General features: G+C 73.9%; 22 protein-coding genes. 15 read left to right on the forward strand and 7 right to left on the reverse strand.

Features of this window, described 5'->3' with window-relative positions:
* Positions 1-130: 130 nt before the first annotated feature.
* The gene (locus tag ACZLKG_RS05170; protein WP_463648161.1) at positions 131-2,104 is read right to left on the reverse strand and encodes a helicase HerA-like domain-containing protein; all 1,974 of its coding nucleotides are present in this window, start codon (positions 2,102-2,104) and stop codon (positions 131-133) included.
* Between the two features lie 106 nt (positions 2,105-2,210).
* On the opposite strand from ACZLKG_RS05170, the gene ACZLKG_RS05175 reads away from it, so the two are divergent.
* From ACZLKG_RS05175 to ACZLKG_RS05210, 8 genes are all read left to right on the forward strand, one after another.
* Entirely contained in the window at positions 2,211-3,194 is a 984-nt protein-coding gene (locus ACZLKG_RS05175) for a ComEA family DNA-binding protein (RefSeq protein WP_425709101.1), read from the forward strand.
* Between the two features lie 64 nt (positions 3,195-3,258).
* Positions 3,259-5,742, forward strand: coding sequence for a ComEC/Rec2 family competence protein (locus ACZLKG_RS05180; protein ID WP_425709100.1), 2,484 nt, complete (start codon positions 3,259-3,261; stop codon positions 5,740-5,742).
* A gap of 158 nt (positions 5,743-5,900) precedes the next feature.
* A complete protein-coding gene (locus ACZLKG_RS05185; protein WP_425709099.1) occupies positions 5,901-6,488 on the forward strand; it encodes a septum formation family protein in 588 nt (195 codons plus the stop codon).
* Between the two features lie 167 nt (positions 6,489-6,655).
* Entirely contained in the window at positions 6,656-7,357 is a 702-nt protein-coding gene (locus tag ACZLKG_RS05190; protein WP_425709098.1) for a septum formation family protein, read from the forward strand.
* A 330-nt stretch (positions 7,358-7,687) separates the two neighbouring features.
* On the forward strand, positions 7,688-8,308 hold the full coding sequence (locus ACZLKG_RS05195) for a septum formation family protein (RefSeq protein WP_425709097.1): 621 nt from the start codon (positions 7,688-7,690) through the stop codon (positions 8,306-8,308).
* A 97-nt stretch (positions 8,309-8,405) separates the two neighbouring features.
* A complete protein-coding gene (holA, locus tag ACZLKG_RS05200; RefSeq protein WP_463648162.1) occupies positions 8,406-9,383 on the forward strand; it encodes a DNA polymerase III subunit delta in 978 nt (325 codons plus the stop codon).
* 109 nt (positions 9,384-9,492) lie between these two features.
* Positions 9,493-10,890 carry an MFS transporter gene (locus tag ACZLKG_RS05205; RefSeq protein WP_425709095.1) on the forward strand — a complete coding sequence of 466 codons (1,398 nt, stop codon included), beginning with the start codon at positions 9,493-9,495 and terminating at the stop codon, positions 10,888-10,890.
* Positions 10,891-11,129: 239 nt separating this feature from the next.
* Complete coding sequence (locus tag ACZLKG_RS05210; protein WP_425709094.1) at positions 11,130-12,284, forward strand: glycosyltransferase family 4 protein; 1,155 nt, start codon at positions 11,130-11,132, stop codon at positions 12,282-12,284.
* A 190-nt stretch (positions 12,285-12,474) separates the two neighbouring features.
* On the opposite strand, the gene rpsT is transcribed toward ACZLKG_RS05210, so the two are convergent.
* The gene (gene rpsT / locus ACZLKG_RS05215; RefSeq protein ID WP_425709093.1) at positions 12,475-12,735 is read right to left on the reverse strand and encodes a 30S ribosomal protein S20; all 261 of its coding nucleotides are present in this window, start codon (positions 12,733-12,735) and stop codon (positions 12,475-12,477) included.
* Positions 12,736-12,906: 171 nt separating this feature from the next.
* Entirely contained in the window at positions 12,907-13,617 is a 711-nt protein-coding gene (locus ACZLKG_RS05220) for a type II toxin-antitoxin system PemK/MazF family toxin (RefSeq protein WP_425709092.1), read from the reverse strand.
* A 51-nt stretch (positions 13,618-13,668) separates the two neighbouring features.
* Between ACZLKG_RS05220 and ACZLKG_RS05225 the strand changes: the two genes are divergently transcribed.
* Genes ACZLKG_RS05225 through ACZLKG_RS05235 form a run of 3 tightly spaced genes read left to right on the forward strand, consistent with a single transcriptional unit; the run spans position 13,669 to position 17,011 of the window.
* Positions 13,669-15,258, forward strand: a complete 1,590-nt coding sequence (locus tag ACZLKG_RS05225; protein WP_425709091.1) for a circularly permuted type 2 ATP-grasp protein — start codon at positions 13,669-13,671, stop codon at positions 15,256-15,258.
* A complete protein-coding gene (locus tag ACZLKG_RS05230) occupies positions 15,252-16,181 on the forward strand; it encodes an alpha-E domain-containing protein (protein WP_425709090.1) in 930 nt (309 codons plus the stop codon). Before ACZLKG_RS05225 ends, ACZLKG_RS05230 begins: the two co-directional genes overlap by 7 nt.
* Positions 16,178-17,011: a transglutaminase family protein gene (locus tag ACZLKG_RS05235; protein WP_425709089.1), complete on the forward strand. Its 834-nt coding sequence runs from the start codon at positions 16,178-16,180 to the stop codon at positions 17,009-17,011. The genes ACZLKG_RS05230 and ACZLKG_RS05235 overlap by 4 nt, the downstream gene beginning before the upstream one ends.
* A 21-nt stretch (positions 17,012-17,032) precedes the next feature.
* Here the strand turns inward: ACZLKG_RS05235 and ACZLKG_RS05240 are convergent, their stop codons facing one another.
* From ACZLKG_RS05240 to ACZLKG_RS05250, 3 genes are all read right to left on the reverse strand, one after another.
* Positions 17,033-17,719: a hypothetical protein gene (locus ACZLKG_RS05240; protein WP_463648163.1), complete on the reverse strand. Its 687-nt coding sequence runs from the start codon at positions 17,717-17,719 to the stop codon at positions 17,033-17,035.
* Positions 17,720-17,976: 257 nt separating this feature from the next.
* A complete protein-coding gene (locus ACZLKG_RS05245; RefSeq protein WP_425709087.1) occupies positions 17,977-18,201 on the reverse strand; it encodes a sulfurtransferase TusA family protein in 225 nt (74 codons plus the stop codon).
* A gap of 175 nt (positions 18,202-18,376) precedes the next feature.
* The gene (locus tag ACZLKG_RS05250; RefSeq protein ID WP_463648164.1) at positions 18,377-19,465 is read right to left on the reverse strand and encodes a YeeE/YedE family protein; all 1,089 of its coding nucleotides are present in this window, start codon (positions 19,463-19,465) and stop codon (positions 18,377-18,379) included.
* A gap of 228 nt (positions 19,466-19,693) precedes the next feature.
* Between ACZLKG_RS05250 and lepA the strand changes: the two genes are divergently transcribed.
* From lepA to hemW, 4 genes are all read left to right on the forward strand, one after another.
* Positions 19,694-21,556, forward strand: coding sequence for a translation elongation factor 4 (gene lepA, locus ACZLKG_RS05255; protein ID WP_463648165.1), 1,863 nt, complete (start codon positions 19,694-19,696; stop codon positions 21,554-21,556).
* A gap of 3 nt (positions 21,557-21,559) precedes the next feature.
* Complete coding sequence (locus tag ACZLKG_RS05260) at positions 21,560-22,378, forward strand: MOSC domain-containing protein (protein WP_463648166.1); 819 nt, start codon at positions 21,560-21,562, stop codon at positions 22,376-22,378.
* 113 nt (positions 22,379-22,491) lie between these two features.
* Positions 22,492-23,295 (forward strand): tRNA (guanosine(46)-N7)-methyltransferase TrmB, encoded by an 804-nt coding sequence (gene trmB, locus ACZLKG_RS05265; protein ID WP_425709083.1) that lies wholly within the window; start codon positions 22,492-22,494, stop codon positions 23,293-23,295.
* Positions 23,288-24,568 carry a radical SAM family heme chaperone HemW gene (hemW, locus tag ACZLKG_RS05270; protein ID WP_463648167.1) on the forward strand — a complete coding sequence of 427 codons (1,281 nt, stop codon included), beginning with the start codon at positions 23,288-23,290 and terminating at the stop codon, positions 24,566-24,568. Before trmB ends, hemW begins: the two co-directional genes overlap by 8 nt.
* A 118-nt stretch (positions 24,569-24,686) precedes the next feature.
* Here hemW and ACZLKG_RS05275 read toward each other — a convergent pair whose 3' ends face one another.
* On the reverse strand, positions 24,687-26,219 hold the full coding sequence (locus tag ACZLKG_RS05275) for an HNH endonuclease (protein WP_425709081.1): 1,533 nt from the start codon (positions 26,217-26,219) through the stop codon (positions 24,687-24,689).
* Between the last annotated feature and the right edge of the window lie 290 nt (positions 26,220-26,509).

The following is a 26,509-nucleotide window of genomic DNA, read 5'->3' on the forward strand; positions in this document are numbered from 1 at the left end:
GGCGGGCCCGTAGCCGGACGGGCCTCCTGGACGGTCAGGTCTCCTGGTGGGACGGGCCTCCCGGTCGGCCGGGTCTCCTCGTGGGACGGGTCTCTGGGCCGGCCGGGTCTCCTGGCCGGGCAGGTGGTGCTCAGCGGCGCCGGTTGCCGAGGATCGAGCGGATGATCGACGTCCCGGCGGTGCGCGCCATCGAGGTGAGCACCGATTCGCGCTGCCGGGCACGCCGCTCGGCCTCGCGCTCCTCGCGGCGCCGGGCGGCCTCGAGCTCCTTCTCCATCTCCTCGAGGCGCTCGTCGTCGGCCTGCTGGCGCTCCGCCTCGATCCGCGCCTGCTCCTCGGCGAGCCGCTCGGCCTCGGCCTGGGCGGCCGCCGCACGGGCGGACGCCTCCATCCGAGCCGCGAGCAGCTCGGTGGCGGACTCCGGGTCGACCCGCTCGGCGTAGCGACCCGCCAGGGGAGAGGCCGCCAGGGCCGCGGTGGCGGCCTCGTCGTCCGCGGGTCCCATGACGGCGGCGGGGGCGAGGACCCGGGTGACGGCCACCGGCGTCGGCGCGCCGTCCTCGGCGAGCACCGTGACGACTGCCTCGCCGGTGCCGAGCGAGGTGAGGACCTCGGCGAGGTCGTAGGGCGACGTCGGGAAGGTCGTCACGGCCTCCTTGAGCGCGCGGGCGTCCTTGGGGGTGTGGGCCCGCAGCGCGTGCTGGACGCGGCCGCCGAGCTGGGCGAGCACGGCCTCGGGAACGTCGGTCGGCGACTGGGTGACGAAGACGATGCCGATGCCCTTGGAGCGGATGAGCCGGACCGTGCGGACGACCTGGGAGAGGAACTCCTTCGAGGCGTCGGCGAAGAGGAGGTGGGCCTCGTCGAAGAAGAACACGAGCCGGGGGCGGTCGGTGTCGCCGACCTCGGGGGAGGAGCCGAACAGGTCGGCGAGCAACCACATCACGAACGTGGAGAGCATGGCGGGGCGCTGGTGCAGGTCGGGCAGCCGGAGCACCGAGAGCACGCCGCGCCCGTCCGCCGCGGTGCGCAGGAGGTCGGCCGTGTCGAAGGCGGGCTCGCCGAAGAACTCCTCGCCGCCCTGGGCCGCGAGCGCGGAGACCTCACGCAGGATGACGCCGGCGGTCGAGGTGGCGATGCCGCCGATCCCGCGCAGCTCCTCCTTCCCGGCGTCCGACGTCAGGTGGTCGACGACCGAGCGCAGGTCTCCGAGGTCGACGAGCGCCAGTCCCTCGGTGTCGGCCCAGTGGACGATCAGCTGGAGGGCGGACTCCTGGGTGTCGTTGAGGCCGAGGACCTTGGCCAGCAGCAGCGGGCCGAAGTCCGAGACCGTGGTCCGGACGGGGACCGCGCCCGGTCCCTCGCCCACGCGGAGGAGCTCGACGGGGAATCCCGTACCCGCCCAGTCCTGGCCGAGCGGGTCGGTACGTTCGCGCAGCTTCTCGCCGCCCGTGCCCGGCTGGAGCAGGCCGGTGAGGTCGCCCTTGACGTCCGTGACGAGGGCCGGGACGCCCGCCGCGGAGAGGCCCTCGGCCATGAGCTGGAGGGTGCGAGTCTTGCCGGTTCCGGTGGCGCCGGCCACGAGCGCGTGCCGGTTGAGGGTCGCCAGCGGGAGGCCGACGCGGACGTCCGGGACCGGCGCGCCGTCCTCCAGGAGCACGCCCACGGGCAGGAGGGCACCCTCGGCCGCGTAGCCGTCGCGGATCTCGGCGGCGTGGGCGGAGAGCGCGGCCTGCGGGGCGGCGCTCTCGGTGACGTCAGCTTGGGTGTCGTCGGCCGGCGCGGCCGCGGCCTGCGTGGCGTCGGCCTGCGGGGCGTTGCCCGGCGTGGTGTCGGCCTGAGTGGTGGCGACGGGTCCGGCGTCGGCCTCGGTGACGGCGTCCTGCGTCGCGTTGCCCTGCGTCGTGCCGGCCGGCGTGCCGCCGGCCTCGCCCGCGAGGGCCGCCTCGAGGGCTGCTCGGGCGGCCGCCGCCCGTGCCTCCGCCGCCTCGGCCTCGGCCTGGGCCGCCTCTGCCCGTAGGCGCGCGATCTCGACCGACGCGCTGTCGTCCGTGGTGTCCGTCACGGGGACAGCGTAGAGCGCGTCGGCGGCGCGACACCCCATCGCGCGACGGCGAACCCCGGTCCACACCGATAGGTTCAGCGCCCGCATCCACAGCCGCGCGGTGCCCGGCCGACGTCGTACCGATCCGCTCCCTAGCGTCCCTGGCATGGACCCGGCGCGGAGCGAGGCGACCCGGCGGCTGCGCGACCTCACGCGCGTCGCCTACACCGCGGCGGCCGGTCATCTCGAGGTCGATCCCGAGGAGGGAGAGCGCCGGGCCGTGCGCGCCTGGCCCTCGCGCCGGGCGGTCGTGGCGGTGCTGGTGATCCTCGCGCTCGTCGTTGCTGCGCTCGGTGCTCGCCACCTGCTCTCCCGCCCGGGTCCGGGCGAGGAGCTCGCGGCCGGCGGGCACGAGGAGGCGACCGCGAGCTCACCGGCAGACGCGATTGGGAGTGACCCGGCGGGCGCCGGGGCCGACGCTGGGGTCGCCGCCGCGGACGAGGGCGCCGCCGATCCGGACCGCTCCGGCTCGGGCGTGCAGGACGACCCCGGAGCCCCCGACGCGGTGGGCGGCGACCCGTCGGCCCCTGGCGCGGACGGAATCGGGCACAACGCAGGACCGGTCGGCGGGTCCGGTGACGGAGCCGGAACCGACGTCGTGGTGCACGTCGCCGGCGCGGTGGCCCGACCGGGCGTCGTCTCCCTCGCTCCCGGTTCCAGGGTGGGTGATGCGGTCGACGCCGTGGGTGGCGCCCGAGCCGAGGCCGATCTCATGTCGGTCAACCTGGCCCGCCCGCTCGTGGACGGCGAGCAGGTGTACGTGCCCGTGGAGGGCGAGGAGCCGCGCGAGCCACCGGCCGGAGCGCAGGGCGCGCCGCCGGGAGCGGGGGACAGCTCGGGTGCCACGGGCGGGGACGCCACGGGCGGGGCTGGACCGGTCGGGGCGGCCGACGGCGCGCAGCCCATCGACCTCAACACGGCGGGGCCGGGCGAGCTGGAGACGTTGCCGGGGATCGGGCCGGCGCTCGCGGGCCGCATCGTCGCCCATCGGGAGCAGGTCGGCGCCTTCGTCTCCGTCGAGGAGCTGCAGGACGTCTCCGGGATCGGTCCCGTCCTCATGGACCAGCTGCGTGACCTCGTCACGGTCTGAGCACGCACGAGCCAGGCCGGCCGGCTCCTCTGCGCATCGTCTGACGGGCTCGTCGGGGTCGGGGGTGCACCGTACGGCTGACCCCGCCGGGAGCCGAGACATCGACCCTGCCGCGAGCCGAGACTTCGACCCTGCCGGGCACCGGCCGGCGGACCCGCACGACATCCGGCTGGTCCCGTTCGCACTGGCGACCTGGGCGGCCGTCGGTATCGGGCTCGGCGCGCCGACCTCCGTCGTGGCGACCGCCGGCCTTCTCTCGGGCACGGGAGCCCTGGTCGCCCTGCTGGTCGCGCTGCGGCTCCGGGGCTATCTGGCTGCCTCGTGGGTGCCACAGGTGGCGCTCGTGCTCGGCGGCCTCGCCACCGCCCTCGCGGTGGTCACGTTCCACCACGCGGACCGTGAGGCGCACCCGCTGACCTTGCTCGCTGCCGAGGGGTCGGAGGTCGTCGTCGAGGGCGTGGTGCTCGGTGACCCCGACACGGCAGGCCGGGGCCAGGAACGGTTCGTCCTCGACCTCCGCACGGTCGCGCCCGCGCGGGAGCCTGCGTCCGCCCGGGACCCCGCGCCCGCGGACGCCGGGGGCACGGTCCTCGTCCTCGCGCCGCCCGGCGAGCACCGGCTGCGGGTCGGCGCGACCGTCGAGGTCGTCGGCGACGCACGGCCCACCGGACGCGCGGAGGCAGAGGTCGCCCTGATCTTCGCCGACGACCCGGTGCGCGAGACCGCGCCGCCGACGGGCGCCCTGGGGGCCGTGGACGTGCTGCGGGAAGGACTGAGGGGCGCCACCGACACGCTCCCGCCGCAGGCGCGCGGCCTGGTGCCGGGCATCGCGCTCGGCGACGATCGCGCCCTGCCCGCCGACCTCGAGGACGCCGCACGGGTCACGGGGCTCACCCACCTCACGGCGGTCAGCGGAGCGCACGTCTCCCTCGTCCTGGCCGCGGTGCTCGGCATCGTCGGCCGTGGCCGCCCGCGGCTCGCCGCCCTGATCGGGCCCGCGGTCGTCGTCGCTCTCGTCGTCCTTGTCCGGCCCGAGCCGTCGGTGCTGCGTGCAGGAGCGACCGGGGGTGTCGTGCTGCTCGCCGGGCTGCTCGGCCGACCGGCGCGCGCACTTCCGGCGCTAGCGACCGCCGTGGTCGTCCTGCTCCTCGCCGACCCGGCCCTGGCCAGGTCCTACGGGCTCGTGCTCTCGGCCGGAGCGACGGCCGCGATCATCCTGCTCGCCCGACCGCTCGCCCGGCTGCTCTCGGCAGGGGTGCCACGGTGGCTCGCGCACGGGCTCGCGATCCCGGCGGCCGCGCAGCTCGCCTGCGCTCCGGTGCTCGCGCTCCTGGACCCACGGCTCGCGATGACGGCCGTGCCCGCCAACGTGCTCGCCGCCCCCGCCGTACCGGGCGCGACCGTCCTCGGGCTCGGGGCCGCACTGGTGTCGCCCCTGTCCGCCGATGCCGCGCACGCCCTCGCCACGGTCGCGTCCTGGCACACCGCGTGGATCGCCTGGGTGGCACTGACCCTGGCGGGCGCCCCGGCCGCGACGGTCCCGTGGCCGGGCGGCGCGCTCGGCGTCGTCCTGCTCGCCGCCTGCACGGTGCTCTGCTGCGTCGCCGTCGCGCGCACCGCCACGACGGGGGCGCGGGTACGGGCGCTCGTCGTCGTCATGGTCGCCCCGGGCATCGTCTCGGTCGCCCCGACCGCCCCGGGAGCGGGCTCGCCGCAGGGCTGGGTCGTCCGCCAGTGCGACGTCGGCCAGGCCTCGGCGCTGCTCGTCCGCACCGGGCAGGGATCCGCCGTCCTCGTCGACACCGGTGACGCCGACGGCTCGGCGGCGACGTGCGTGGCCGACGCCGAGGTCGACACGCTCGACGCCGTGGTCCTCACCCACGACCACGCCGACCACACCGCGGGCCTTCCGGCGGTGCTCGACGTGGCGGAGGTCGACGAGATCCTCGTGCCGGCCGTCGACGGCGCGAGCCCGTTGGCCGATGCCCTCGAGGCGGTAGCGGACTCGGGAGCCACGGCCCGGGTTCGCGAGGTCGGTACGGGGGCGGAGCTCGACTGGCGCGGCGTCACCGCCGAGGTGCTGCTGCCGCGGGTCGGGACGCGCGCCTCGCCGGACGACTCGTCCGCGGTCAACGAGTCGTCGATGGCGCTGCTCGTCGAGCTGCCGGCGGCACGGGCCGGTGGCGGTGGCGGTGGCGACACCGGTGAGCCGGACTCCCACGTTCGTCTCGTCGTCGCCGGTGACCTGGAGGAGGCGGGGCAGGGCAGGCTCGCCCGCGTGCTGGTCGAGCGTGCGCCGTCCGGCGTCGACATCGTCGTGGTCCCGCACCACGGCTCGGGCAACCTGGACCCCGCACTCGCCGAGGTCACGTCACCGGTGGTGGCGCTCGTGTCCTCCGGGGCGGACAACGACCATGGGCACCCCGCGCCGCGGGCCGTCGAGACCTGGTCCGCCGTCGGTGCACGCGTGGCGCGCACCGACGAGTGCGGCGACCTGTGGCTCGTCCCTGGGTCCGGGGGCTCGCTCACGCTCGTCGGGTGCGGGTGAGCGGCGCTGCGACCGGACCTGGCAGGTTTCCCCGTGACCGGGCAGGCCTCCCCGCGACCGGGGAGGACCGTTCCGATGCAGACGAATACGCTGGGCGGACCACCGACGACCGCGCGGGGCGCGGATCGCTCGTCCACCGACGGCGCCGAGGAGCAGCGATGACACGCATCCGTGCCGCAGCCCTCGCCGTCGTGGCGTGCCTCGTGATCGGAGTGCTCGCCCTCGGTGCCCACACCGGCGCGATCGGGTTCGGCCCGGACCGTCTCCTCCCGCCCGACGCCGGGGAGCACCTGCCGCCCGAGCCCACCGGCCCGCGTACCCCGAGCACCGACCTGCCCGAGGACGAGGACGACCCGGGCCCGTCCGACCGGCGCCCGGACCCGGGCGAGTTCGACCACGGCGACGGCGCGCCGGGCATCTTCACCGCAGCCCCCGGGGACTGTCTCATCAGCTCGGACGACACGCGGGTCGTCCCCTGCGACCACCCGCACCAGGCGGAGGTCTACTACACGTTCACCGTGGAGGAGACCGAGTTCCCGCACGACGGCTTCGACACCGAGGCGTGCCTCGAGAGGTTCGGCGCCTACGTCGGAACGACCCCCGAGGCGTCCGGGTACGGGCTCAGCTGGCTCGTCCCCAGCCCGACGACCTGGGAGGACGCCGGTGACCGCGAGGTGATCTGCCTGCTCACCTCGAGCGAGCCGACGACGGGTTCGGCCTTCCGCTCGGCCGAGCTCGTCGCCTGAGCCCGACGGACACGGGAGGCCCCCGGCGGACCCGGGGAGATCTCTCGGGGGGAGCACTTCCCATCGGATGTGGTGCGGTGGTGGGTGCCTGCGGGTCTAACGTCTTCCCTCAGCACCGCCCCCCGGTGCGGTGAGCATGATGTTCACCCGGACTCTTGGAGGTTCCTATGCAGCGCACGACCACGACCGCACGACGCAAGATGGCCCTGGTGGCGTCCCTGCCGTTCCTCGCACTCGGCCTCGCGGCCTGTGGGGACGACGAGCCCGTCGCCCCGCCCGAGCAGGAGTCGGAGCCGTCGACGCCGGACGGCGGCGGCACCGATGGTGACACCGGTGGTGACACCGGTGGCGACACGGAGGGTGAGTCCGACGGCGGCGACACCGGTGGCGACACCGAGGGCGGGTCGGACGGCGCCGGCACCGGTGGCGACACCGAGGGCGGGTCGGAGGACGACGAGAGCGAGGGGACCGACGGTGGCGACACCGGCGCGTCCGCCGACCTGTCCGAGTTCGACAACGGCGAGGGCGCACCCGGGGTGTTCACCGCGAACCCGGGCGAGTGCCTCGACAGCGTGGCGACCGACGAGATCATCAGCTGCGACGAGGAGCACGACCTCGAGGTGTTCTACACCTACAACATCGAGGCCGACGAGTTCCCGGGCGAGGACGTCGTCAGCGAGGAGGCGCAGGCCACCTGCGAGGAGAACTTCGAGGCCTACGTGGGCAGCGCCCCCGAGGACTCCGAGTACGCGATGTTCGCCCTGAGCCCCTCGCAGACCACCTGGGACCAGGCCGGCGACACCGAGGTCATCTGCATGCTCGAGTCCGCCGAGCTCACCACCGGCTCCGGCTACCAGAGCAACGGCTGATCGTCTCGTCGGGACCGTCGTGGTCCCGACGGCTCTGGCCCTGGCCAGGTCCTGAGCACCTGAACCTTCCGGGGGCCGGCGCACAGCGCCGGCCCCCGGTCGCGTGCGCCTGGCCGGGCACGTCCGTCGCGACGGGCACGTCCGTCGCGACGGGCACCTCCGTCGCGTTCGGCCGGTCGCGTGCGTCGCGTCGGTCGCGTCGGGCACCTCGGTGGTGCGGGCGCCTCGAGCGCGTCGGTCGCGTCGGGCACCTCGGTCGTGCGGGCGGCCCGGGTGCGTACCCTCTGTGGGGCCGATGCCGGGCCGACCGGCGGACGAGAGGAACGACGCATGCCTGCACGACCACCGTACGGAGACCGCACGACCGGCCGACGCCTCGCCGTCGTCGCGATCGCGGGGCTGCTCGTCGCGGCGTGCGGACGCGGCACGGACGACGGCGCGCCGGGGGCGGGCGGCGACGCGGAGGACATCACGATCGCGCCCGTCGAGCCGGAGGCCCCGACCGAGGAGGCAACCACGCAGTCCGGCGGCGAGGACGAGACGGGGATGCCGACCCGGGTGCCGGAGCTCTCGCTCGAGGACTTCGACATGGGCGACCCCGTCACGGGTGCGGACGGAGTGTTCACCGCCGACCCCGGCCAGTGCCTGACGGCGCCCGAGCCCGGCTCGCCGATCTCCTGCGACGGCGCCCACCGCGCCGAGGTCTTCTACACCTTCAACCTGCCCAGCGGCGACTACCCGGGCGACGACGTCGTCGACTCCGAGGCCACCAGCCAGTGCGACTCCCAGCTCGCGGCCTACCTCGGTGGCGAGGACAGCGAGGGGACGTACTCCGTCGCGGCACTCACGCCGTCGCGCGCGACCTGGGAGGACGACGACGACACCGAGGTCCTGTGCCTGCTCACCACCGAGAACGACGTCCAGGGCTCGGCCTTCCAGTCGGAGCGCTGACCGCGGGCACCTCCGCCGCGGCCGACCCGGTACCCGGATCCGCCGGGCCGGTGGACGACGCGGGCCCGAGGTGGGCGCGCCGTGGCACTGTGGACCCGTGCCTGCCCGCCGCTCCGCGAACCTGACCTGGGAGACCGTCCAGCCGGCCCCGGTCGTCCTCGTGCGCGGGCCCGAGGCGGTCCTGGCCGAGCGCGCCGAGCGGGCCGTGATCGACCAGGTCCGCGCGAGCGACCCCGACGTCGAGATCACCCGCATCGACGCCGCGGCCTACGAGAAGGGCCGGCTCCTGCTCCTCACGAGCGCCTCGCTGTTCGGCGAGCCACGGCTCGTGCACGTCGAGCACCTCGAGGCGATGACCGACGCGCTGCTCGAGGACGCGCTCGCCTACCTCGAGGACCCGGCCCCCGACGTGGTGCTGCTCATGCGCCACCACACCGGCACGCGGGGGAAGAAGCTGCTCGACGCCGTGGCCGCGGCCGGGCACCCGGTCGTCCGGTGCGAGGCCCTGAAGCGGGACTCGGACAAGGCCGACCTCGTCCGGGCCGACGTGCGTCGCGCACGGGGGCGCATCGAGCCGGGGGCCGTGAAGGACCTCGTGGACGCGCTCGGTTCCGACGTCGCGGAGCTCGTCTCCTCGGTGGCCCAGCTCCTCGCCGACTCGGGCGGCGACATCACCGCCGAGCAGGTGCGGCGGTTCCACGCGGGACGGGTGGAGGCGACCGGTTTCGAGGTCGCCGACGCCGCCGTGGCCGGCCGCCTCGGGCCCGCCATCGCGCTGCTGCGGCACGCCGTCGCCACGGGGACGGGGCCCGTGCCCGTCGTCGCGGCGCTCGCGTCGAAGCTGCGGACGATGGCGATCGTCTCGGCGTCGAGGGGTGGTGGTGCTCCCAAGGGGCTCGCGCCCTGGCAGGCCGACCGTGCGCGGCGCGACCTCGCGGGATGGACGCCGCACGGCCTGGCCGCGGCGATCAGCGCGGTCGCCGCCGCGGACGCCGAGGTCAAGGGCCTCTCGCGCGACCCGGTGTTCGCCACCGAGCGGGCGGTGCGCAGGATCGCCGAGGCGCGCAGCCGCTGACCGTCCTCAGGCGCTGACCGTCCGTAGGCGCTGCGGCGCACCCCACGGTCGTCGCGGAGTAGGTTGTCGGGGTTCCGGGACCGATCGATCCCGGGGGAAGGGACACTCGATGGTCGACCCCACGGGGGCCGGGCCCAGACGCGGCGAGTCCGACGGGCGACGCCCCGCGCAGACACGCTCGGAGCGCCTCGACGGCCTGCCGTTCACCCGACGGCACACGCGGCTCCTCACCGGGTCCGGCATCGGCTGGGCGCTCGACGCGATGGACGTCGGCATGATCTCGTTCGTCATCGCCGCGCTCGCGCGCGAGTGGCACCTCAGCGACGGCGAGATCAGCCTCGCGCTGTCGATGGGCTTCGCCGGCATGGCGATCGGGGCGTCCTTCGGCGGTCTCCTCGCCGACAAGATCGGCCGGCGCACCGTGTTCGCGCTCACGCTGCTCGTCTACGGGCTCGCCACGGGAGCCTCGGCGCTGGTGAGCTCGCTGGCGCTGTTCGTCGTGCTGCGGTTCGTGGTCGGGCTCGGCCTCGGCTCGGAGCTCCCCGTCGCCTCGACGCTCGTCTCCGAGTACTCGCCGGCCCGGATCCGCGGCCGGGTCATCGTGGTCCTCGAGGCGTTCTGGGCCGTCGGCTGGCTGCTCGCCGCGCTCATCGGCTACTTCATCGTTGCCGAGTACGACTCCGGCTGGCGGTGGGCGCTCGCGATCGGCGCCGTCCCCGCCGTGTACGCGCTGTACGTCCGCGCCAGGATCCCCGAGTCCGTGCGCTTCCTCGAGGCCCGTGGCCGTGACGCCGAGGCGGAGGCCGCGGTCCGGCAGTTCGAGGACTCGCCGCCGATGAACATGGGCCGGGGGCGGGCGCGGGCGTCGGCGGCGATCCTCGAGCCGGAACCCGCGCCCGAGGACGAGCACCTGCGTCCGGGCGTCGCCTCGCTCTTCGCGGGGCGCCTGCGGCGGCGCACGATCGGCCTGTGGATGGCGTGGTTCTTCCTCAACTTCGCCTACTACGGCGCGTTCACCTGGCTGCCGACGATCCTCAGCGCCGACGGCGGCTCACTGACCAGGTCCTTCGGCTACGTCGTCATCATCACGCTCGCGCAGCTGCCCGGCTACGCGGCTGCAGCGATCCTCATCGAGACCTGGGGGCGGCGCGCGACGCTCGCCTCGTTCCTCGTGGGCTCCGGACTGGCCGCCGGGCTCTTCTCGCTGGCCGAGGACCCGTGGCAGATCATCGCGGCGGGCTGCCTGCTGTCGTTCTTCTGCCTCGGTGCGTGGGGCGCGCTGTACGCGGTCACGCCCGAGATGTACCCGACCGTCGTGCGGGGCTCGGGTGCGGGCTGGGCCGCCGGGTTCGGACGCCTCGCGTCGATCGCTGCCCCGTTCGCGGTCCCCTTCTTCCTGCGAGCCGGCGGTGCGGCCCTGGCGTTCACGGTGTTCGCCGTCGCGTTCGCGCTCGCCGCGGTCGGTGCCCTGCTGCTGGCGGAGAAGCGGGGTCAGGCGCTCGAGTGACGGGACGGGACGCGCCGGGTGAGCCGGCGAGAGGAGACGGGCCGACGGGACGGGACGCGCCGGCGGGACCGCGCCGCCGGATCTGGCCGACGGGGCGGGACAGACCGGTGGGGCCGCGCCGCCGGAACTGGCCGGCGGGGCAGGACTCCCCGGGAAAAGACTCGTCCGTTCACCGGACGGACACCAGGATCGGGCGTGTGCGAAGCCGGGCGGTCACCAAGAGACATGAGCATGGCCCGATGCGCGTCGCGATCGTCACCGAGTCGTTCATCCCCTCCACCAACGGAGTGACGAACTCCGTGCTGCGGGTCCTGGACCACCTCCGGCTGCGCGGGCACGAGGCGATCGTCGTCTGCCCCGGCCCGGCGCCGCGCCAGTACAACGGCTTCCCGGTCGTCACCGTCCCGTCGTTCAAGTACGGCGGCCTGCAGGTGGGTCTCGTGTCGTCGTCGATCTCGCGGATCCTCGACGCGTTCGACCCGGACGTCCTCCACGCCTCCGCCCCGTTCGGTCTCGGCGCCCAGGCGGTCGCGGAGGCGCGGTGGCGGGGCATCCCCACGGTGGCGGTCTTCCAGACCGACGTGGCCGGCTTCGCGCGCAAGCACGGGCTCGCGGCCACCTCGCCCGCGATCTGGCGGTGGCTGCGCACGGTCCACAACCGGGCCGACGTGACGCTCGCGCCGTCGCGCCCGACGATCGCCGACCTGGAGGACAACGGCATCGAGCGCGTGCGCGAGTGGTCGCGCGGGGTCGACGCCGTCCTGTTCCACCCGCGGCGCCGTTCGACGCCGCAGGTCGCGCGGCTGCGCGAGCGCCTGCTCGACGGCGCGGAGGGTGCGGCCGTCGTGGGGTACGTCGGGCGGCTGGCGTCGGAGAAGCGGGTCGAGCGGCTCGCGAACCTCGGGGGACGCAGCGACGTCCGGCTCCTCGTCGTCGGGGACGGCCCGTCGCGCCCGTCGCTCGAGCGAGCCCTGGGTGCGTCGGCGCACTTCACCGGCAAGCTCTCCGGTGACGAGCTGGCCGACGCCTATGCGGCGCTCGACGTCTTCGTCCACACCGGCATCCACGAGACGTTCGGGCAGACGCTGCAGGAGGCGATGGCCACCGGCGTGCCGGTCGTGGCGCCGGCCTCGGGGGGCCCGCTCGACATCGTCGCCGTGGGGGAGACGGGCTACCTCTACGGTGCGGAGGACGACGACGAGCTCGTCGCCCACGTCGCGCACCTGGCCGGCGACCCCGCGCTGCGCGCACGCATGGGGGAGGCGGGCCGGCGGCGCGTCCTGCCCCGCTCGTGGGAGGCGCTCGGCGACCAGCTGCTCGGTCACTACGAGGACGCGATCGACGCCGCCCGGCCCACCTCGCGGTCCTCGAGGCTGGCCGGGCTCTTCCGCTAGACCCCGGGCGCAGGGGCACCGCTCGCGCGGCCCGTGGTGGCGCTCGGCGGGTGCGACACCGAGCGACCGGTGCTGCTCTCCCGACCCGTGGTGGCGCTGGTCGGCTGCGACGTCGCCGGCCGCGAGAGACGACGAAGGGGCCCCCGGAGGGGCCCCTGTCGATCGTCGGTCCGCCGCGCGGCGGGACGAGTCAGAGCGCGGAGACCTGCTTCGCGAGCTTCGACTTGCGGTTCGCGGCCTGGTTGGCGTGGATGACGCCCTTCGAGGCGGCCTTGTCGAGCTTGCGGGAGGCGGCGGCGAGCGTGGTGCCGGCCTTCTCCTTGTCGCCGGCCGCGATGGCCTCGCGGACGCGACGCACGTGGGTGCGCAGCTCCGTCTTGACGGCCCGGTTGCGCACGCGTGCCTTCTCGTTGGTCAGGTTGCGCTTCTTCTGCGACTTGATGTTCGCCACGTGGATGATCCTTCGGTTCGGCTGATGCGTGCCCGCCGCGGCGGGAGTGCTGACGATCGGTCGGGGCCGTCCGGGCGAGCGGGCGCCGACGGATCCCCTGGTCGTCGCCGAGAGGGGGGCTCCGACCCAGCGGCCCAGCCTACCAGCGGGGTCGTGTGCCGTCAGCGGTGGTCAGTACCTCGACTCAAGGGCATGGGTCACACGTTCGTACATGCGTCGGTCGAGGGCGGCGCCCTCGCGGCGGACCGCGTCGTGAGGCAGGCGGAGCAAGCGGTCGAGCCGCACCTCCGAGTCTCGGCCCTGACCGTCCCAGGCGCCGGTACCGACGTCGATCCACGACCGGCCGTGCCGGTCGGTGTGCACGCCGCCCTCGGCGCGGTCCTTCGACGTCATCTGTGCGCCGAGCAGGTCGCCGTCGAGCCGCGCGAGCACGAGCACGGGCCGGTCCTTGCCCCGGCCGTCCTCCTCGTCGTACGGCACCCACGCCCACACGACCTCGCCCGGGTCGGCGCGGTCGTCGCGCCGCGGGTCGTAGGCGAGCTCCGGAAGGCCGAGCCGGTCGACGTCGTAGGCGACGGCCACGTCCAGCCGCCGCTGCTCCGCCCGGCCGGCGTCGTACGCCGACCGGGCACCGTCCGAGCCGGCGCCGGCCCGTGCCGAGCCCGTGCCGTCCCGTCCGCCGGGCCGGGAACCGACGCCGCTCCCACCGGCGCCGCCGCGCCCGGCACGCCGGTCGTCGTCGCGTCGAGCTCCGCCGCGTCCGGCGGGGCCCGCGCCCCCGGAACGGCCGCGCAGGCGCTGCTCGAGGCGGCGTCTGCCCTCGGTGGCGACGTCGTGGGCGACGGAGCGGGCGAGGCGGCCGAGTCGGCTGGCGATGCTCATGCAGCGGAGCCTACGTGTGAGCCGCTGCACGCCAGCACATACGATCGGGTCATGACCGATCTCTTCGACGGGTACCCGCCGGGCGCGGCATGGGACGAGATGATCGACGGCTCGGAGGTCAACGCGCCCTACCGGCCGGTCCATGAGGCACTGACGGAGCTGAGCACCGAGGAGCTCGCCGCCCGGTCGGACTCCCTGGCACGCAGCTATCTCGCCCAGGGCATCACGTTCGACTACGGGGGAGAGGAACGGCCGTTCCCGCTCGACACCGTGCCGCGGGTCGTCGCGGCCGAGGAGTGGGACCTGCTGGCCCCGGGCGTCGCGCAGCGCGTCAAGGCGCTGGAGTCCTTCCTCGAAGACGTCTACACCGACCAGCGCGTCATCGACGAGGGCGTGATCCCGCGCCGCGTGGTCGTCACCTCGCAGCACTTCACGCGGGCCGCCATGGGGTTCCGCCCGCCGGGCGGTGTGCGGGTGCACGTCTCCGGGATCGACGTCGTGCGGGACTCCGCGCAGGGCTGGCGGGTCCTGGAGGACAACGTCCGCGTGCCGTCCGGCGTGAGCTACGTGCTGTCCAACCGGCGCGCGATGACGCAGACGTTCCCCGAGCTGTTCGCCGCGCTGCGCGTGCGCCCGGTCGTCGACTACCCCCGCCGACTGCTCGCCGCCCTGACGGCGACGGCACCGGACGGCGTGGACGACCCGACCGTCGTCGTGCTCACGCCGGGCGTCTACAACTCCGCCTACTTCGAGCACTCGCTGCTGGCGCGCCTCATGGGCGTCGAGCTCGTGGAGGGCCGCGACCTGTTCGTCGCCGGCGGGCGCGTGTACATGCGCACCACCTCCGGCAGGCGCCGGGTCGACGTCATCTACCGCCGGGTCGACGACGACTTCCTCGACCCGGTGGTCTTCCGCTCCGACTCCATGCTCGGCTGCCCCGGCCTCATGTCGGTCGCCCGCGCGGGGAACGTGACCATCTCCAACGCCGTGGGCAACGGGGTGGCCGACGACAAGCTCGTCTACACCTACGTCCCCGACCTCATCCGCTTCTACCTCGGGGAGGAGCCCCTGCTGGCGAACGTCGACACGTGGCGCCTCGAGGAGCCCGACGCGCTGGCCGAGGTCCTCGACCGGCTCGACGAGCTCGTGGTCAAGCCGGTCGACGGCTCGGGCGGCAAGGGCATCCTCATCGGCCCCGCGGCCGGCCGCGAGGAGCTCGACGCCGCACGTCGACGCCTCCGGGCGGACCCGCGCGGGTGGATCGCGCAGCCGGTCGTCCAGCTCTCGACCGTGCCGACCATGGTCGAGAGCCGGGCGCGGCCGCGGCACGTCGACCTGCGTCCGTTCGCCGTGCACGGCGGGGAGGACGTCTTCGTCCTGCCCGGCGGCCTGACCCGGGTCGCGCTCCAGGAGGGTCAGCTCGTCGTCAACTCCTCCCAGGGCGGCGGCTCGAAGGACACCTGGGTGGTGGGTGGCCGACCGAGACTGAGGCGACCGCCGGCGGACGCCGGCGAGGAGGAGCGCGCGACGGCTCCCGTGCCGCAGGGCGTCCCGCTGGACTCCGACCGGGAGGGCACGGTGCGCGTGCAGCACGAGCAGCAGCAGCAGTCCGGCCCGACGACGGGGGTGACGACGTGCTGAGCCGCATCGCCGAGTCGCTGTTCTGGATCGGCCGCTACGTGGAGCGCGGGGACGCCACGGCCCGGCTGCTCGACACCCACCTGCAGCTCCTCCTGGAGGACCCGTGGGTCGACGAGGACACCGCCTGCCGCGGCCTGCTGGCGATCATGGGCCAGTCGACGTCGGACGAGGACGAGGTGGCTCGCCGTGACGTCCTGGACCGCCTCGCCTACGACCGGACGTCGCCGGCGTCGATCGCGGGCACCATCTGGTCGGCCCGCGAGGCTGCACGGCGCGCCCGCGAGACGGTCTCCTCGGAGCTGTGGGAGGTCCTCAACCACACGTACAACTCCCAGAAGGACATGGCGCTGCTGCGCTCCGCGCACGACTACTTCGGGTGGGTGCGGCAGCGCAGCGCGATCGTGTCCGGGCTCGTCGACTCGACGATGAGCCGCGGGGAGACGTGGAGCTTCCTCGTGCTCGGACGCTCCCTGGAGCGCGCGGACATGACGGCGCGGCTGGTCGCCACGCGCGCCGTGACGACGGCCGGCGCGCCGGACTGGACGACCCTGCTGCGCTCGACCGGCGCCTTCGAGGCGTTCCTGCGCTCCACGCGCGGGCGGGCCGGGGACCGTCAGGCGGCGCAGTTCCTCCTCGTCGACCGGCTGTTCCCGCGTTCCGTGGTGCACTCGCTGGACCAGGCGGAGCGGTGCCTGGTCGAGCTGCGCAGCACGATCGGCGAGCAGGTGGCCGTGCCGGACGAGGGCGGCAGGATCCTGGGCCGGGCGAGGTCCCGGATCGAGTACATGGCGATGAACGACGTGCAGGAGAACCTGCTCGACGAGATGGAGACGATCCAGGTGGCCTGTCAGAGCGCCGCGGACGCGGTGCGGGCGAAGTTCTTCGTCGGCGAGCCGGCCGCTTGGAAGGGGGAGAGCGCGTGAGCGTCATCCGAGTCGTGCACCGCACGACCTTCAGCTACGACCAGCCGGTCCTCGCCTCATACAACGAGGCGCGCATGCGGCCGGCCGCGACCGCCGGGCAGCGGGTGCTGGACACCGAGCTGCACGTGCCGACCGCGACCCACCTGTCCGCCTACACGGACTACTTCGGCACCACGGTCGACGTCGTTGAGGTGCTCGCGCCGCACGAGACGCTCACGGTGCGCGCCGAGTGCCTCGTCGAGCGCGACCCGGCGCAGCGGTTCGAGGGGGCGTCCTGGGAGGACGTGCGCCGTCCGGAGGCCGTCGACGCGCTCGGGGAGTGGCTCCAGCCCGACCCGGTGACGGACCCGCCCGAGGAGCTCGCCAGGTTCGCGGCCGACGCTGCTGCGCGCCTGGACCCGCAGGACGCCGCGATCGAGATCTGCGAGCACATCGGCGACCGGGTCGAGTACCGCAGCGGCGTGACGTCCGTGCACGGCCTGGCCGCCGACGCGTGGCGGGCGGGCAAGGGCGTGTGCCAGGACATCACGCACCTCGCGCTCGGCGCTCTGCGCTCGGTCGGGATCCCGGCGCGATACGTCTCCGGCTACATCCATCCGGAGAGTGCGCAGGTCGGCGAGCCGGTGCTCGGCGAGTCCCACGCGTGGGTCGAGTTCTCGGCCGGTCGCTGGACGCAGCACGACCCGACCAACCGGACCGACGTCGGCGAGCTGCACGTGCGTGTCGCGCACGGTCGCAGCTATGCCGACGTCTCGCCCCTGCGGGGGGTCTACTCCGGTGGCGGGACGTCGCGGCAGACCGTCGAGGTCCGCACCACCCGGGAGTCGTAGTCCACGAACGAGGGCCGTCGGCTAGTCGGTCGCGGCCTCCGAGCCGGCCTCGCCGGACGTCGACCCGTCGCTGGTGGAGCAGTCGGCGACGATGTCGACCTCGGCGCCCTCGATCGGCGTCTGCGTCATGCCGTCGAAGCCGTCGACGGGTCCGGTGACGGTCCAGACGCCGGCCTCCTCGACGGCGTTCGCCGTCAGCTCCTCGCCGAGGCCGGCGCTGGTCATCCACATGATGGGTCCGCCGTCGTCGGGGGACTCGCTCGACTGCACGACGACGGAGGTCAGCTCCTGCTGCTGGAACGAGACGACGGCGGAGAGCTCACCGTGGTCCGGGCTCGTCCCGGCGAGGGAGACGACGAGGCCCTCGTCGTTGCCGAGGCACTCGACGCTGATCTCACCCTCGGCCTCGGCGGTGCCGGCGACGATCCGGTTGGTGCTCGAGGTGTTCGTCACGTGGTCGACGCCCTCGGGCAGCGGGCCGGGGTCGTTCGGCGGGATGGCGCCGCTCGTGGGGACCTCAGGGCGCTCGGTCGCGGACGCGGAGTCCGACTCCGCGCCCGTCCCCGACTCCGAGGTCGTCTCCTGCTCGGCCGTCCCGGTGCCCGACGTGGTCTCGTCGCCGTCCCCTCCGCAGGCGGCGAGCACGGTGGCGAGGGCGAGCGCGGCGGTGAGGGCCGAGGCCCGGCGGCGGAACGTGGCGGGAAGCACCTGGTCTCCTTGAGGTCGGGGAGACGGCCGGTCCGGGAGGACGCCTCCGACCGGACGACGGTACACAGCCCGGGTGTCCGCCGCGGGAACGGCGGACGACCCGGGCATGCTGCCCCGACACCTGCGCGGCGGCGCGTGCTGTCCGGCTGCGCGTGTCGTGCGGCACCGCGTGCTGTGCGGTTGCGCGTGTCGTCGGGCGCCGCGTGCTGTGCGGCTGCGCGCGTCGGCGGGCGCCGCGTCCGGCGCGGTGGGAGCCGCTACGCCTTCTGCACCGTGATGGTCCAGGCGGCGTCGCCGACCCGGTCGAAGTGCGTGACCGGGTAGCCGTTCTCCGCGGCCCACCGCGGGATCGCGTCGGTGGCCTGCGTGCAGTCGAAGTTGATGACGAGGTGGTCGCCGTCGTCCAGGCTCGCCATGGCCTGCTTGGCCTCCACGAGCGGGAAGGGGCAGACCTGGCCGTCGGTCTCGAGCGTCAGTGGCACGGATGTCTCCTGTCGTCGGTGCTGGTGCTGGTGCTGGTGCTGGTTCTCGTTCAGGTGCGGTTGGTTTGGTCGTTGGTCGTTGGTCGTTGGTCGTTGGTCGTTGGTCGTTGGTCGTTGGTCGTTGGTCGTTGGTCGTTGGCCCGTGGTCGGTCGGCAGCTTCGCGCTGCCGCCGGCTCAGGCGTTCGTCAGCACCTTCGCGGTGCCGCCGGTCGACGAGCCCTGATCGCCGCCCGACGCGGCGCTGCCGCGGTGCCGGAGGATGAACAGGTGCGTGGCGGCGCCGGTGCCGAGGATCATGAACACGAGCGAGAGCCAGCCCTGGTAGGAGAACTGGGCGGTGCCCACCATCGCGTTGCCGATCGTGCAGCCGCCGGCGAGCGCGGCGCCGACCCCCATGAGGGCGCCGCCGGAGATCGAGCGCACGAGCGTGGTGGCGTCGGGCACGCGGAGCCGGAACTCGCCCGAACCCTTCGCGGCCAGGAACGCGCCGACGAGGATCCCGAGGACGAGGAAGACGCCCCAGTCCACGAGCTCGACGTCGCCGGTGACGAGGAAGGTGACGACGTTCGCCGACGGCGTCGTGATCCCCAGGCCCGCGGGGCGGTCGGCAGCCGTGCTCAGCGGCCAGGCGACGATGGCGATGATCCCGATGACCACCGCGGTGCCGAAGGCGTGCCACGGCTTCTCGAACAGGACGCGGGCCAGGCCGCTGCGACGCGGCGGCAGGGTGGCGAGCACCGTGCGCGGCTCGGCGGACAGGTGGCGGTACGTGGCGTAGCCGACGGCCGCGACGAGGATCCCGACGAGCCACCAGGGCGAGACGCCGAGCGACTCGTGGACGGAGGTCAGGTTCACTGTCTGCGCGCGGGCGGCGGTCGTGAGGTCCGCGAACGCCCCGTACTTCATGATGGCGGCGAAGCCGGCGTAGAAGATGAGCGCGAACCAGGAGCCGATGAGCCCTTCGCTCGAGCGGTAGAAGGTCCCCGTGGCGCACCCGCCCGCGAGGACGATGGCGAAGCCGAAGATGAAGGCCCCGACGACGGTGGCGACCGGCGCGAGCTCGCCTGCGCCCAGCTGGATGATCCCGGCGGCCTCGAGGGCGAAGATCCCCACGCTCTGCACGGCGACGACGACGAGGAACGCCGTGAGCCATCGCGTCCGTCCGCCGATCCACACGTCCCGGAACGCGCCGGTGACGCAGAATCGCCCACGCTGCATGGCGAAGCCGAGCGCTCCGCCGACGATCAGTCCTGTCAGGATCATGCTGTCCCCCCTGGGTCTCGATGACGCTCGGGACGCTAGGGACGGGAGCGGCCGCCGCGTCGGCGGTGACGACGAGAGTCCAGGATGCGAGACCGGGCGGTTCTTCGGGCGGGTGGCTGCGTCGTCGAGGCGCTGTGCGAGGTGCCCGGACGCACCGGCACGGCCCGCGGCCCGCGAGGCTCCGTGTGCGACGATGGGCCCTCCCGCCCGACCCCGTGAAGGTGAGCAGTGCCCCCGATCCCCGACGAGTCGCAGGCCGCGACGATCCAGCCGGCCGCGACGCCGCCCGCGCAGCTGCGCAACTTCTGCATCATCGCGCACATCGACCACGGCAAGTCGACGCTGGCCGACCGGATGCTCGGCATCACGGGGGTGGTCGCGGACCGTGACATGCGGGCCCAGTACCTCGACCGGATGGACATCGAGCGCGAGCGCGGCATCACCATCAAGTCCCAGGCCGTGCGCATGCCCTGGCAGGTCGACGACACGGCGTACGCGCTCAACATGATCGACACCCCGGGCCACGTGGACTTCTCCTACGAGGTCAACCGGTCGCTCGCCGCCTGCGAGGGCGCCGTGCTGCTCGTCGACGCCGCCCAGGGCATCGAGGCGCAGACGCTCGCCAACCTCTACATGGCGCTCGAGAACGACCTCGCCATCATCCCGGTGCTCAACAAGATCGACCTGCCCGCCGCGCAGCCGGAGAAGTTCGCCGAGGAGCTCGCGAACCTCATCGGCGGCGACCCCGAGGACTGCCTGAAGGTCTCCGGCAAGACGGGCGAGGGCGTCGTCGCCCTGCTCGACACGATCGTCCGTGACATCCCGCCCCCGGTGGGGGACGCCGAGGCGCCGGCCCGGGCGATGATCTTCGACTCCGTGTACGACACGTACCGGGGCGTGGTCACGTACGTGCGCGTCGTCGACGGGCGCCTCGACCCGCGCGAGCGCATCTCGATGATGTCGACGGGCTCGACCCACGAGCTCCAGGAGCTCGGCGTGATCTCACCGGACGCGAAGCCGTCGTCGGGCCTGGGGGTCGGCGAGGTCGGCTACCTCATCACGGGCGTGAAGGACGTGCGGCAGTCGAAGGTCGGCGACACGGTGACGACGCACACGCGGGGCGCCGCCGATCCGCTGGCCGGCTACCGCGAGCCGCTGCCCATGGTCTTCTCGGGCCTGTACCCGGTGGACGGCTCGGACTACCCGGCCCTGCGCGAGGCGCTCGACAAGCTCAAGCTCAACGACGCGGCCCTCACCTATGAGCCGGAGACCTCCGTCGCCCTCGGGTTCGGCTTCCGCTGCGGCTTCCTCGGCCTGCTGCACCTGGAGATCGTGCGGGAGCGGCTCGAGCGAGAGTTCGACCTCAACCTCATCTCCACGGCGCCGAACGTCGTCTACGAGGTGGTCCTCGAGAACGGTGACCCGGTGACGGTGACCAACCCGTCGGAGTTCCCGTCGGGGGAGAAGTTCAAGGAGATCTCCGAGCCGATGGTGCGGGGCACGATCCTCACGCCCAGCGAGTTCGTCGGCGCGGTGATGGAGCTGTGCCAGGGCAAGCGCGGAGAGCTGCTGGGCATGGACTACCTCTCGGAGGAGCGGGTCGAGCTGCGGTACCGCCTGCCGCTGGCGGAGATCGTGTTCGACTTCTTCGACCAGCTGAAGTCGAGGACCAAGGGGTACGCGTCGCTCGACTACGACGAGGACGGTCAGGCGCCCTCGGACCTCGTCAAGGTCGACATCCTCCTCAACCACGACCCGGTGGACGCGTTCTCCGCCGTCGTACACAAGGACAAGGCCTACGGCTACGGCGTGGCGATGGTCGGCAAGCTCAAGGAGCTCATCCCGCGTCAGCAGTTCGAGGTGCCGATCCAGGCGGCCGTCGGGTCGCGGATCATCGCGCGCGAGACCATCCGTGCCCTGCGCAAGGACATGCTCGCCAAGTGCTACGGCGGTGACATCTCGCGCAAGCGCAAGCTGCTGGAGAAGCAGAAGGAGGGCAAGAAGCGCATGAAGTCGATCGGACGGGTCGAGGTGCCGCAGGAGGCCTTCGTCGCCGCGCTGCAGACCGACGCGCCCACGGGCAAGAAGTAGGTCGTGGTCGACGATCCTCGGCCGCGGGGCGTGGCCACCGCCTCCCCGCGCGCGCAGGTGCCGCGGCCGGCGGGTGAGCTCGGTCCAGAGCTCGGTCCCGTGGTCCTCACGGACGGTACCGCGACCGTGGCCGCCGTCTGCTCGGTGGCGCAGCTGTTCCACGTGGGCTCGCGCGGTCTGATGAGCGGCATCGACAAGCGCCCCGTCGACCGTCCGCTCACCGTGCTGCGGCACGGCGTGTGGGGAGACGTGCAGGGCGACCGGGAGAACCACGGCGGCCTGTTCAAGGCCGTGTACGCGTACGCGAGCGAGACCCGTCAGGCGTGGGCCGACGCCGTGGGCACGGAGTACCCGCCGGGGGCGTTCGGGGAGAACCTGGTGACGTCGGGGATCGACGTCGACGAGGCCGTCATCGGGACCCGCTGGCGGGTCGGGACCACGGTGCTGCGGGTGACGTCGCCGCGCACCCCCTGCCGCACGTTCGCCGCCTGGACGGGCGAGCCGGACTGGTCGCGGCGCTTCACCGCGGGTGGGCGCTGCGGGGCGTACCTGGGCGTCGAGGAGACCGGGGAGATCGCTGCCGGCGACGACATTCTCGTGGAGGACGTGCCGGAGCACGGCGTGAGCGTCGGCGACGCCTTCCGCGGGCTGGACGCCGACCGGGCCGGGGCGCTGCTCGACTGGGCCGAGGCGAGCGGGACCGTGCTCTACGAGACGTTGGTGCGGCGGGCGCTCGACGCGCTGAGCCGCGGAGGCCACGAGCGTGAGTTTCCCGGTGAGCTGCGCTCGACCGGCCGCGGCCTCGGCGGGGGCGTGCGGTGACGGGGGACGGCGGGCGCTCGGCGGACAACGGGCGCGCGGTGGCGGGAGTTGCCGGGCGTCACGACGACGGCGGGCGTGCCTCGGTGGCACACTCCGGGCGTCACGACGACGGCGTGCGTACCGAGCCGCCGGTCGCCTCCTCCCGCGGGCCGGGACCGGACCGGACGATGCGCGACGGCGAGCACGGACCCGCGTTCGTCGACGCACGGGTGCGGTCCTTCACCCGACGCGGGACCCGCCTCAAGCCCAGGTTGGCGAAGGTCTGGGAGGAGCGCGGCGACGTCGTGCTGGACGTCCCGATGATGACGGAGACGGGCGTGGCCGACCATGCCCGCCTCGACCTGGACGGGGCCTTCGGGAACGGCCTCACGACGGGAGGCCGCCTCGTGGTCGAGATCGGTTGCGGTGCGGGGGAGCAGATCGTGCACGCCGCGCTCGCCGAGCCCGGCACGCGGTTCCTCGGCCTCGAGGTGTGGCAGCCGGGGCTGGCGCGCACGCTCGCCCGCGTCCTCGACGAGGGGGCGACGAACGTGCGGCTCCTCGGCGTCGACGCCGAGCAGGCCCTGCCGATCCTGCTGCCCGCCGGCTCCGTCGACGAGCTGTGGACCTTCTTCCCCGACCCGTGGCGCAAGTCCAAGCATCACAAGCGACGGATCGTCTCGCCGGAGTTCGCCGCGGTCGTCGCGGGCCTGCTCGCGCCGGGCGGGACCTGGCGCCTGGCGACGGACTGGGCCAACTATGCCCAGCAGATGATCACCGTCCTCGACGCGGCCCCTGCGTTCGAGCTGACGGTCGAGGCAGGGCGGTGGCCCGGGCGCACGCTCACCCGCTTCGAGCGACGCGGCGTCGAGGACGGGCGGGAGGTCACGGACCTCACGGCCGTGCGCCGTCGCGTCGAGGACATGCCCGATGGCTGACCTGCCCCTGGGTGACCCCGCACCCGACGACGGACGACTGCCCGCGAGCGCGGGAACGGGCGCCCAGGAGCGGACGTTGTCCGTCTACCTGCACGTACCGTTCTGCGCCGTGCGTTGCGGGTACTGCGACTTCACGACCTACACGAACGCCGAGCTCGGCGGGGGTGGCTCGGCGGCGGAGTACGCCGGGAACGCCGTGGCGGAGGTCGAGCTCGCGGGCCGCGTGCTCGCCGACCCCGAGCTTGCGGCGTCCGGGATGGTGTCGCGTCCGGCGTCGACCGTCTTCCTTGGTGGTGGCACGCCGACGCGACTGCCGGTCGAGGACCTGGCGCGGATGATCGGTGCCGTGCGGGACACGGTCGGGTTGGCGGACGGTGCCGAGGTGACCACCGAGGCGAACCCCGACTCGGTCGACGCGAGGGCGCTCGAGGACCTGGCGGCCGCCGGCGTCACGCGCGTCTCCTTCGGCATGCAGTCGGCCGTGCCCGAGGTACTGGCGACGCTCGACCGGACCCACGATCCTGCCCGCGTCCCCCGTGCCGTGGCGTGGGCGCGGGAGGCCGGCCTCGACGTGTCGGTCGACCTCATCTACGGCACCCCCGGGGAGAGTGTCGCCGACTGGCGGACCTCCATGGAGGCGGCGCTCGAGATGGAGCCGGACCACGTGTCGGCCTACGCGCTGGTCGTGGAGCGCGGGACGAGGATGGGCGCACAGGTGCGGCGCGGCGAGCTCGTCCTGCCCGACGACGACGACCAGGCCGAGAAGTACGAGCTCGCCGACGCGATGCTCGACGGCGCCGGCTACGGCTGGTACGAGGTGTCGAACTGGGCGCGGGTCGAGCCGGGGGACTCCCCGGAGACCGGGGGGCTCGTCCACGCCAGCCGGCACAACCTCGCCTACTGGCGCGGTGGCGACTGGTGGGGCGTCGGCCCCGGCGCGCACAGCCACGTCGGCGGCGTGCGGTGGTGGAACGGGAAGCACCCCACGCCCTACGCGGCCCGGCTGCGCGAGGGGCTCTCGCCGGCCGTCGGCCGGGAGGTCCTGTCCGACGGGTCGCGCGAGCTCGAGCGGCTGCTCCTGGGGGTCCGGCTCGCCGAGGGTGTCGAGGTCGCCTCGCAGGGGGGCCTCAGCCCCGACGACGCCGGCGCGCGCCTCGCCGGGCTCGTCGCCGAGGGACTGTGCGAACCGGGGCCCGCCGCCGAGGGGCGCGCGCGACTCACGCTGCGCGGGCGTCTCCTGGCGGACGCGGTCGTGCGTGAGCTGACCGACTGACAGCGAGCTCCGGGCAGGCGGGCGCGATGCGGCGCGCCCGCGGGTGAGGGCGTTGTCGGTTCACGTCGGGTGATCGGGTACCTGAACGAGGCGGCTCGATGGGCATGCGCGAGCCTGCTCACGGGTCCGGGTCGGTGGGTGGGTCGCTGCCGCCGTCGTCGTGGGGGTCGCGCTCGGAACGCCGGTTGCGGGTGACCCGCTCGGCGACGCGTCGTCGGAGCGCCTGGTAGCGGTCCGTGGTCATCTCCGGGCCGGGGCGGTGCTGGTAGGGGAAGGGGGAGCGGGGGACGCTGTAGGTGTGCCCGGTCGGGGTGCGGACGTCGATCCGGCCGTCGTCGCTCGTGGCGTAGCGCCACCCGGGGTGCTGCTTGGCGTAGTTGCACGACGCGCACAGCCCGGTGGCGTTCGCGGCGCTGGTGGCGCCGCCGAGCGCGTGGTCGGTGGTGTGGTCGATGTGCTCGACGGGGTTGGTGCAGTACGGCGTGCGGCAGATGTCGTCGCGGATGAGCACCAGCTTGCGCAGCTCGCCGGTGAACACCCTCGAGCGGGACTCCATCGAGACCACGCCGCCGGTGTCGGGGTCGGTCCACAGTCTCTTGAACCACACCGTCCGTGCGTGGCGGACATGCTCGCGGGCGCTCTCCGCGGCCAGGGGGCCGTGGCCGGTGAGCCAGGCGGGCACGTCGGCCCCGGCCAGTGTGTCGGCGGGCATGACGATGGTCAGGGCCACGTCGCGTGGTTCGGTGGTGGCGGTGCCCGTGACGTGCTCGACGAGCAGGTCCGCGGCGAGCTGGTGACGGGTCCGGCCGCCGGCCTTGCCGTCGGTAGTCAGGGTGGCGGCCTGTGCGGTGAGGCTGGCGTGGACGCGCACGGCGTCGGTCATCGGTAGGTGCGCGGTCAGGTAGGCCATCGATCCCTGGCCGCCGCGCAGGGAGACACGGCGTTGGGAGTTCTCGTGAGCACGGCGGGCGGCCGCGTTGTCCGCGTCGAGCTCCATGGCGTGCCGGCGTGCGTGCTGGTGGATCTGGCCGTCGCCCATGGTCGGCAGGTCGACGGCCATGCGCGCGTCGACCTCGCGCCGGTCGTCCGCGGACAGGGTCACGGTCTCGCGCAGGAGGATCGTGGCCCGCCATTCCGAGACCAGGCCCTTCTCCATGAGGTCCAGCGTGTGCGGCAGGTCGGCCTGGAGGGCCTTGGCCAGTCCCAGGTAGCGGGCGCCGCGGCCCGGGGACTCCCGGCGGGCCAGCGCGATCTCACCGGCGACCCCCTGGCCCTGCTTCGCGGCCGGGACCTCCAGGGCCTTCTCGTGGTCGGTGCGCATCTGCCACAGATCCGCCGTGGCCCGCGCCTGGGCGGCACGCGCGGCCGAGACCAGCTCCTCCAGCGCGGTGATCTGATCGATCGCGTCAGCCTCGTCCTCCCGACGCAGCCCCGCCAGCACGGTCCGCATCCCGCGGATCTCACCGGCGCCCGGTGACGACGACGCCCCCGGCGGCACGCCGTCCTCAGACGTGGAGGTGCCCGTCGCGGAGGTGTCGTGGGCCGTGAGGTGCTCGACCGCTGCGGCGTCGTCCGCGGCGGAGGCGTCGGTCGGGGAGCGGCGGGCAGGCGGGTCGTCGATGTCAGGCTCGTCCACGTCTGTCGTCGACATCGCCATCACCTCCTCACCCTCGAGCTGCAAGACGCCGAATCTCTGTTCGAACTGCTACCAACCTATCGACCACCACTGACATCGGAGCCCCGGAATTCCGCGCCTGTGGACGGATCTGCAGCAGTCGTGCCTGTGGATCCGCCGCGATCATTCGAGCGGAAGAGGAGCCGTGTGCGACGCGCCTCACGAGGCCGGCTCGAGCCTGTGCGTGGTGCTCCGGGAGCGCGGTCGACCCGTGCGCTGACTATCCCGCGACGCGCGGTCGCCCCGTGCGGTAGCACTCCGGCAGG

Source organism: Georgenia sp. Z2081 (genome assembly GCF_055326445.1).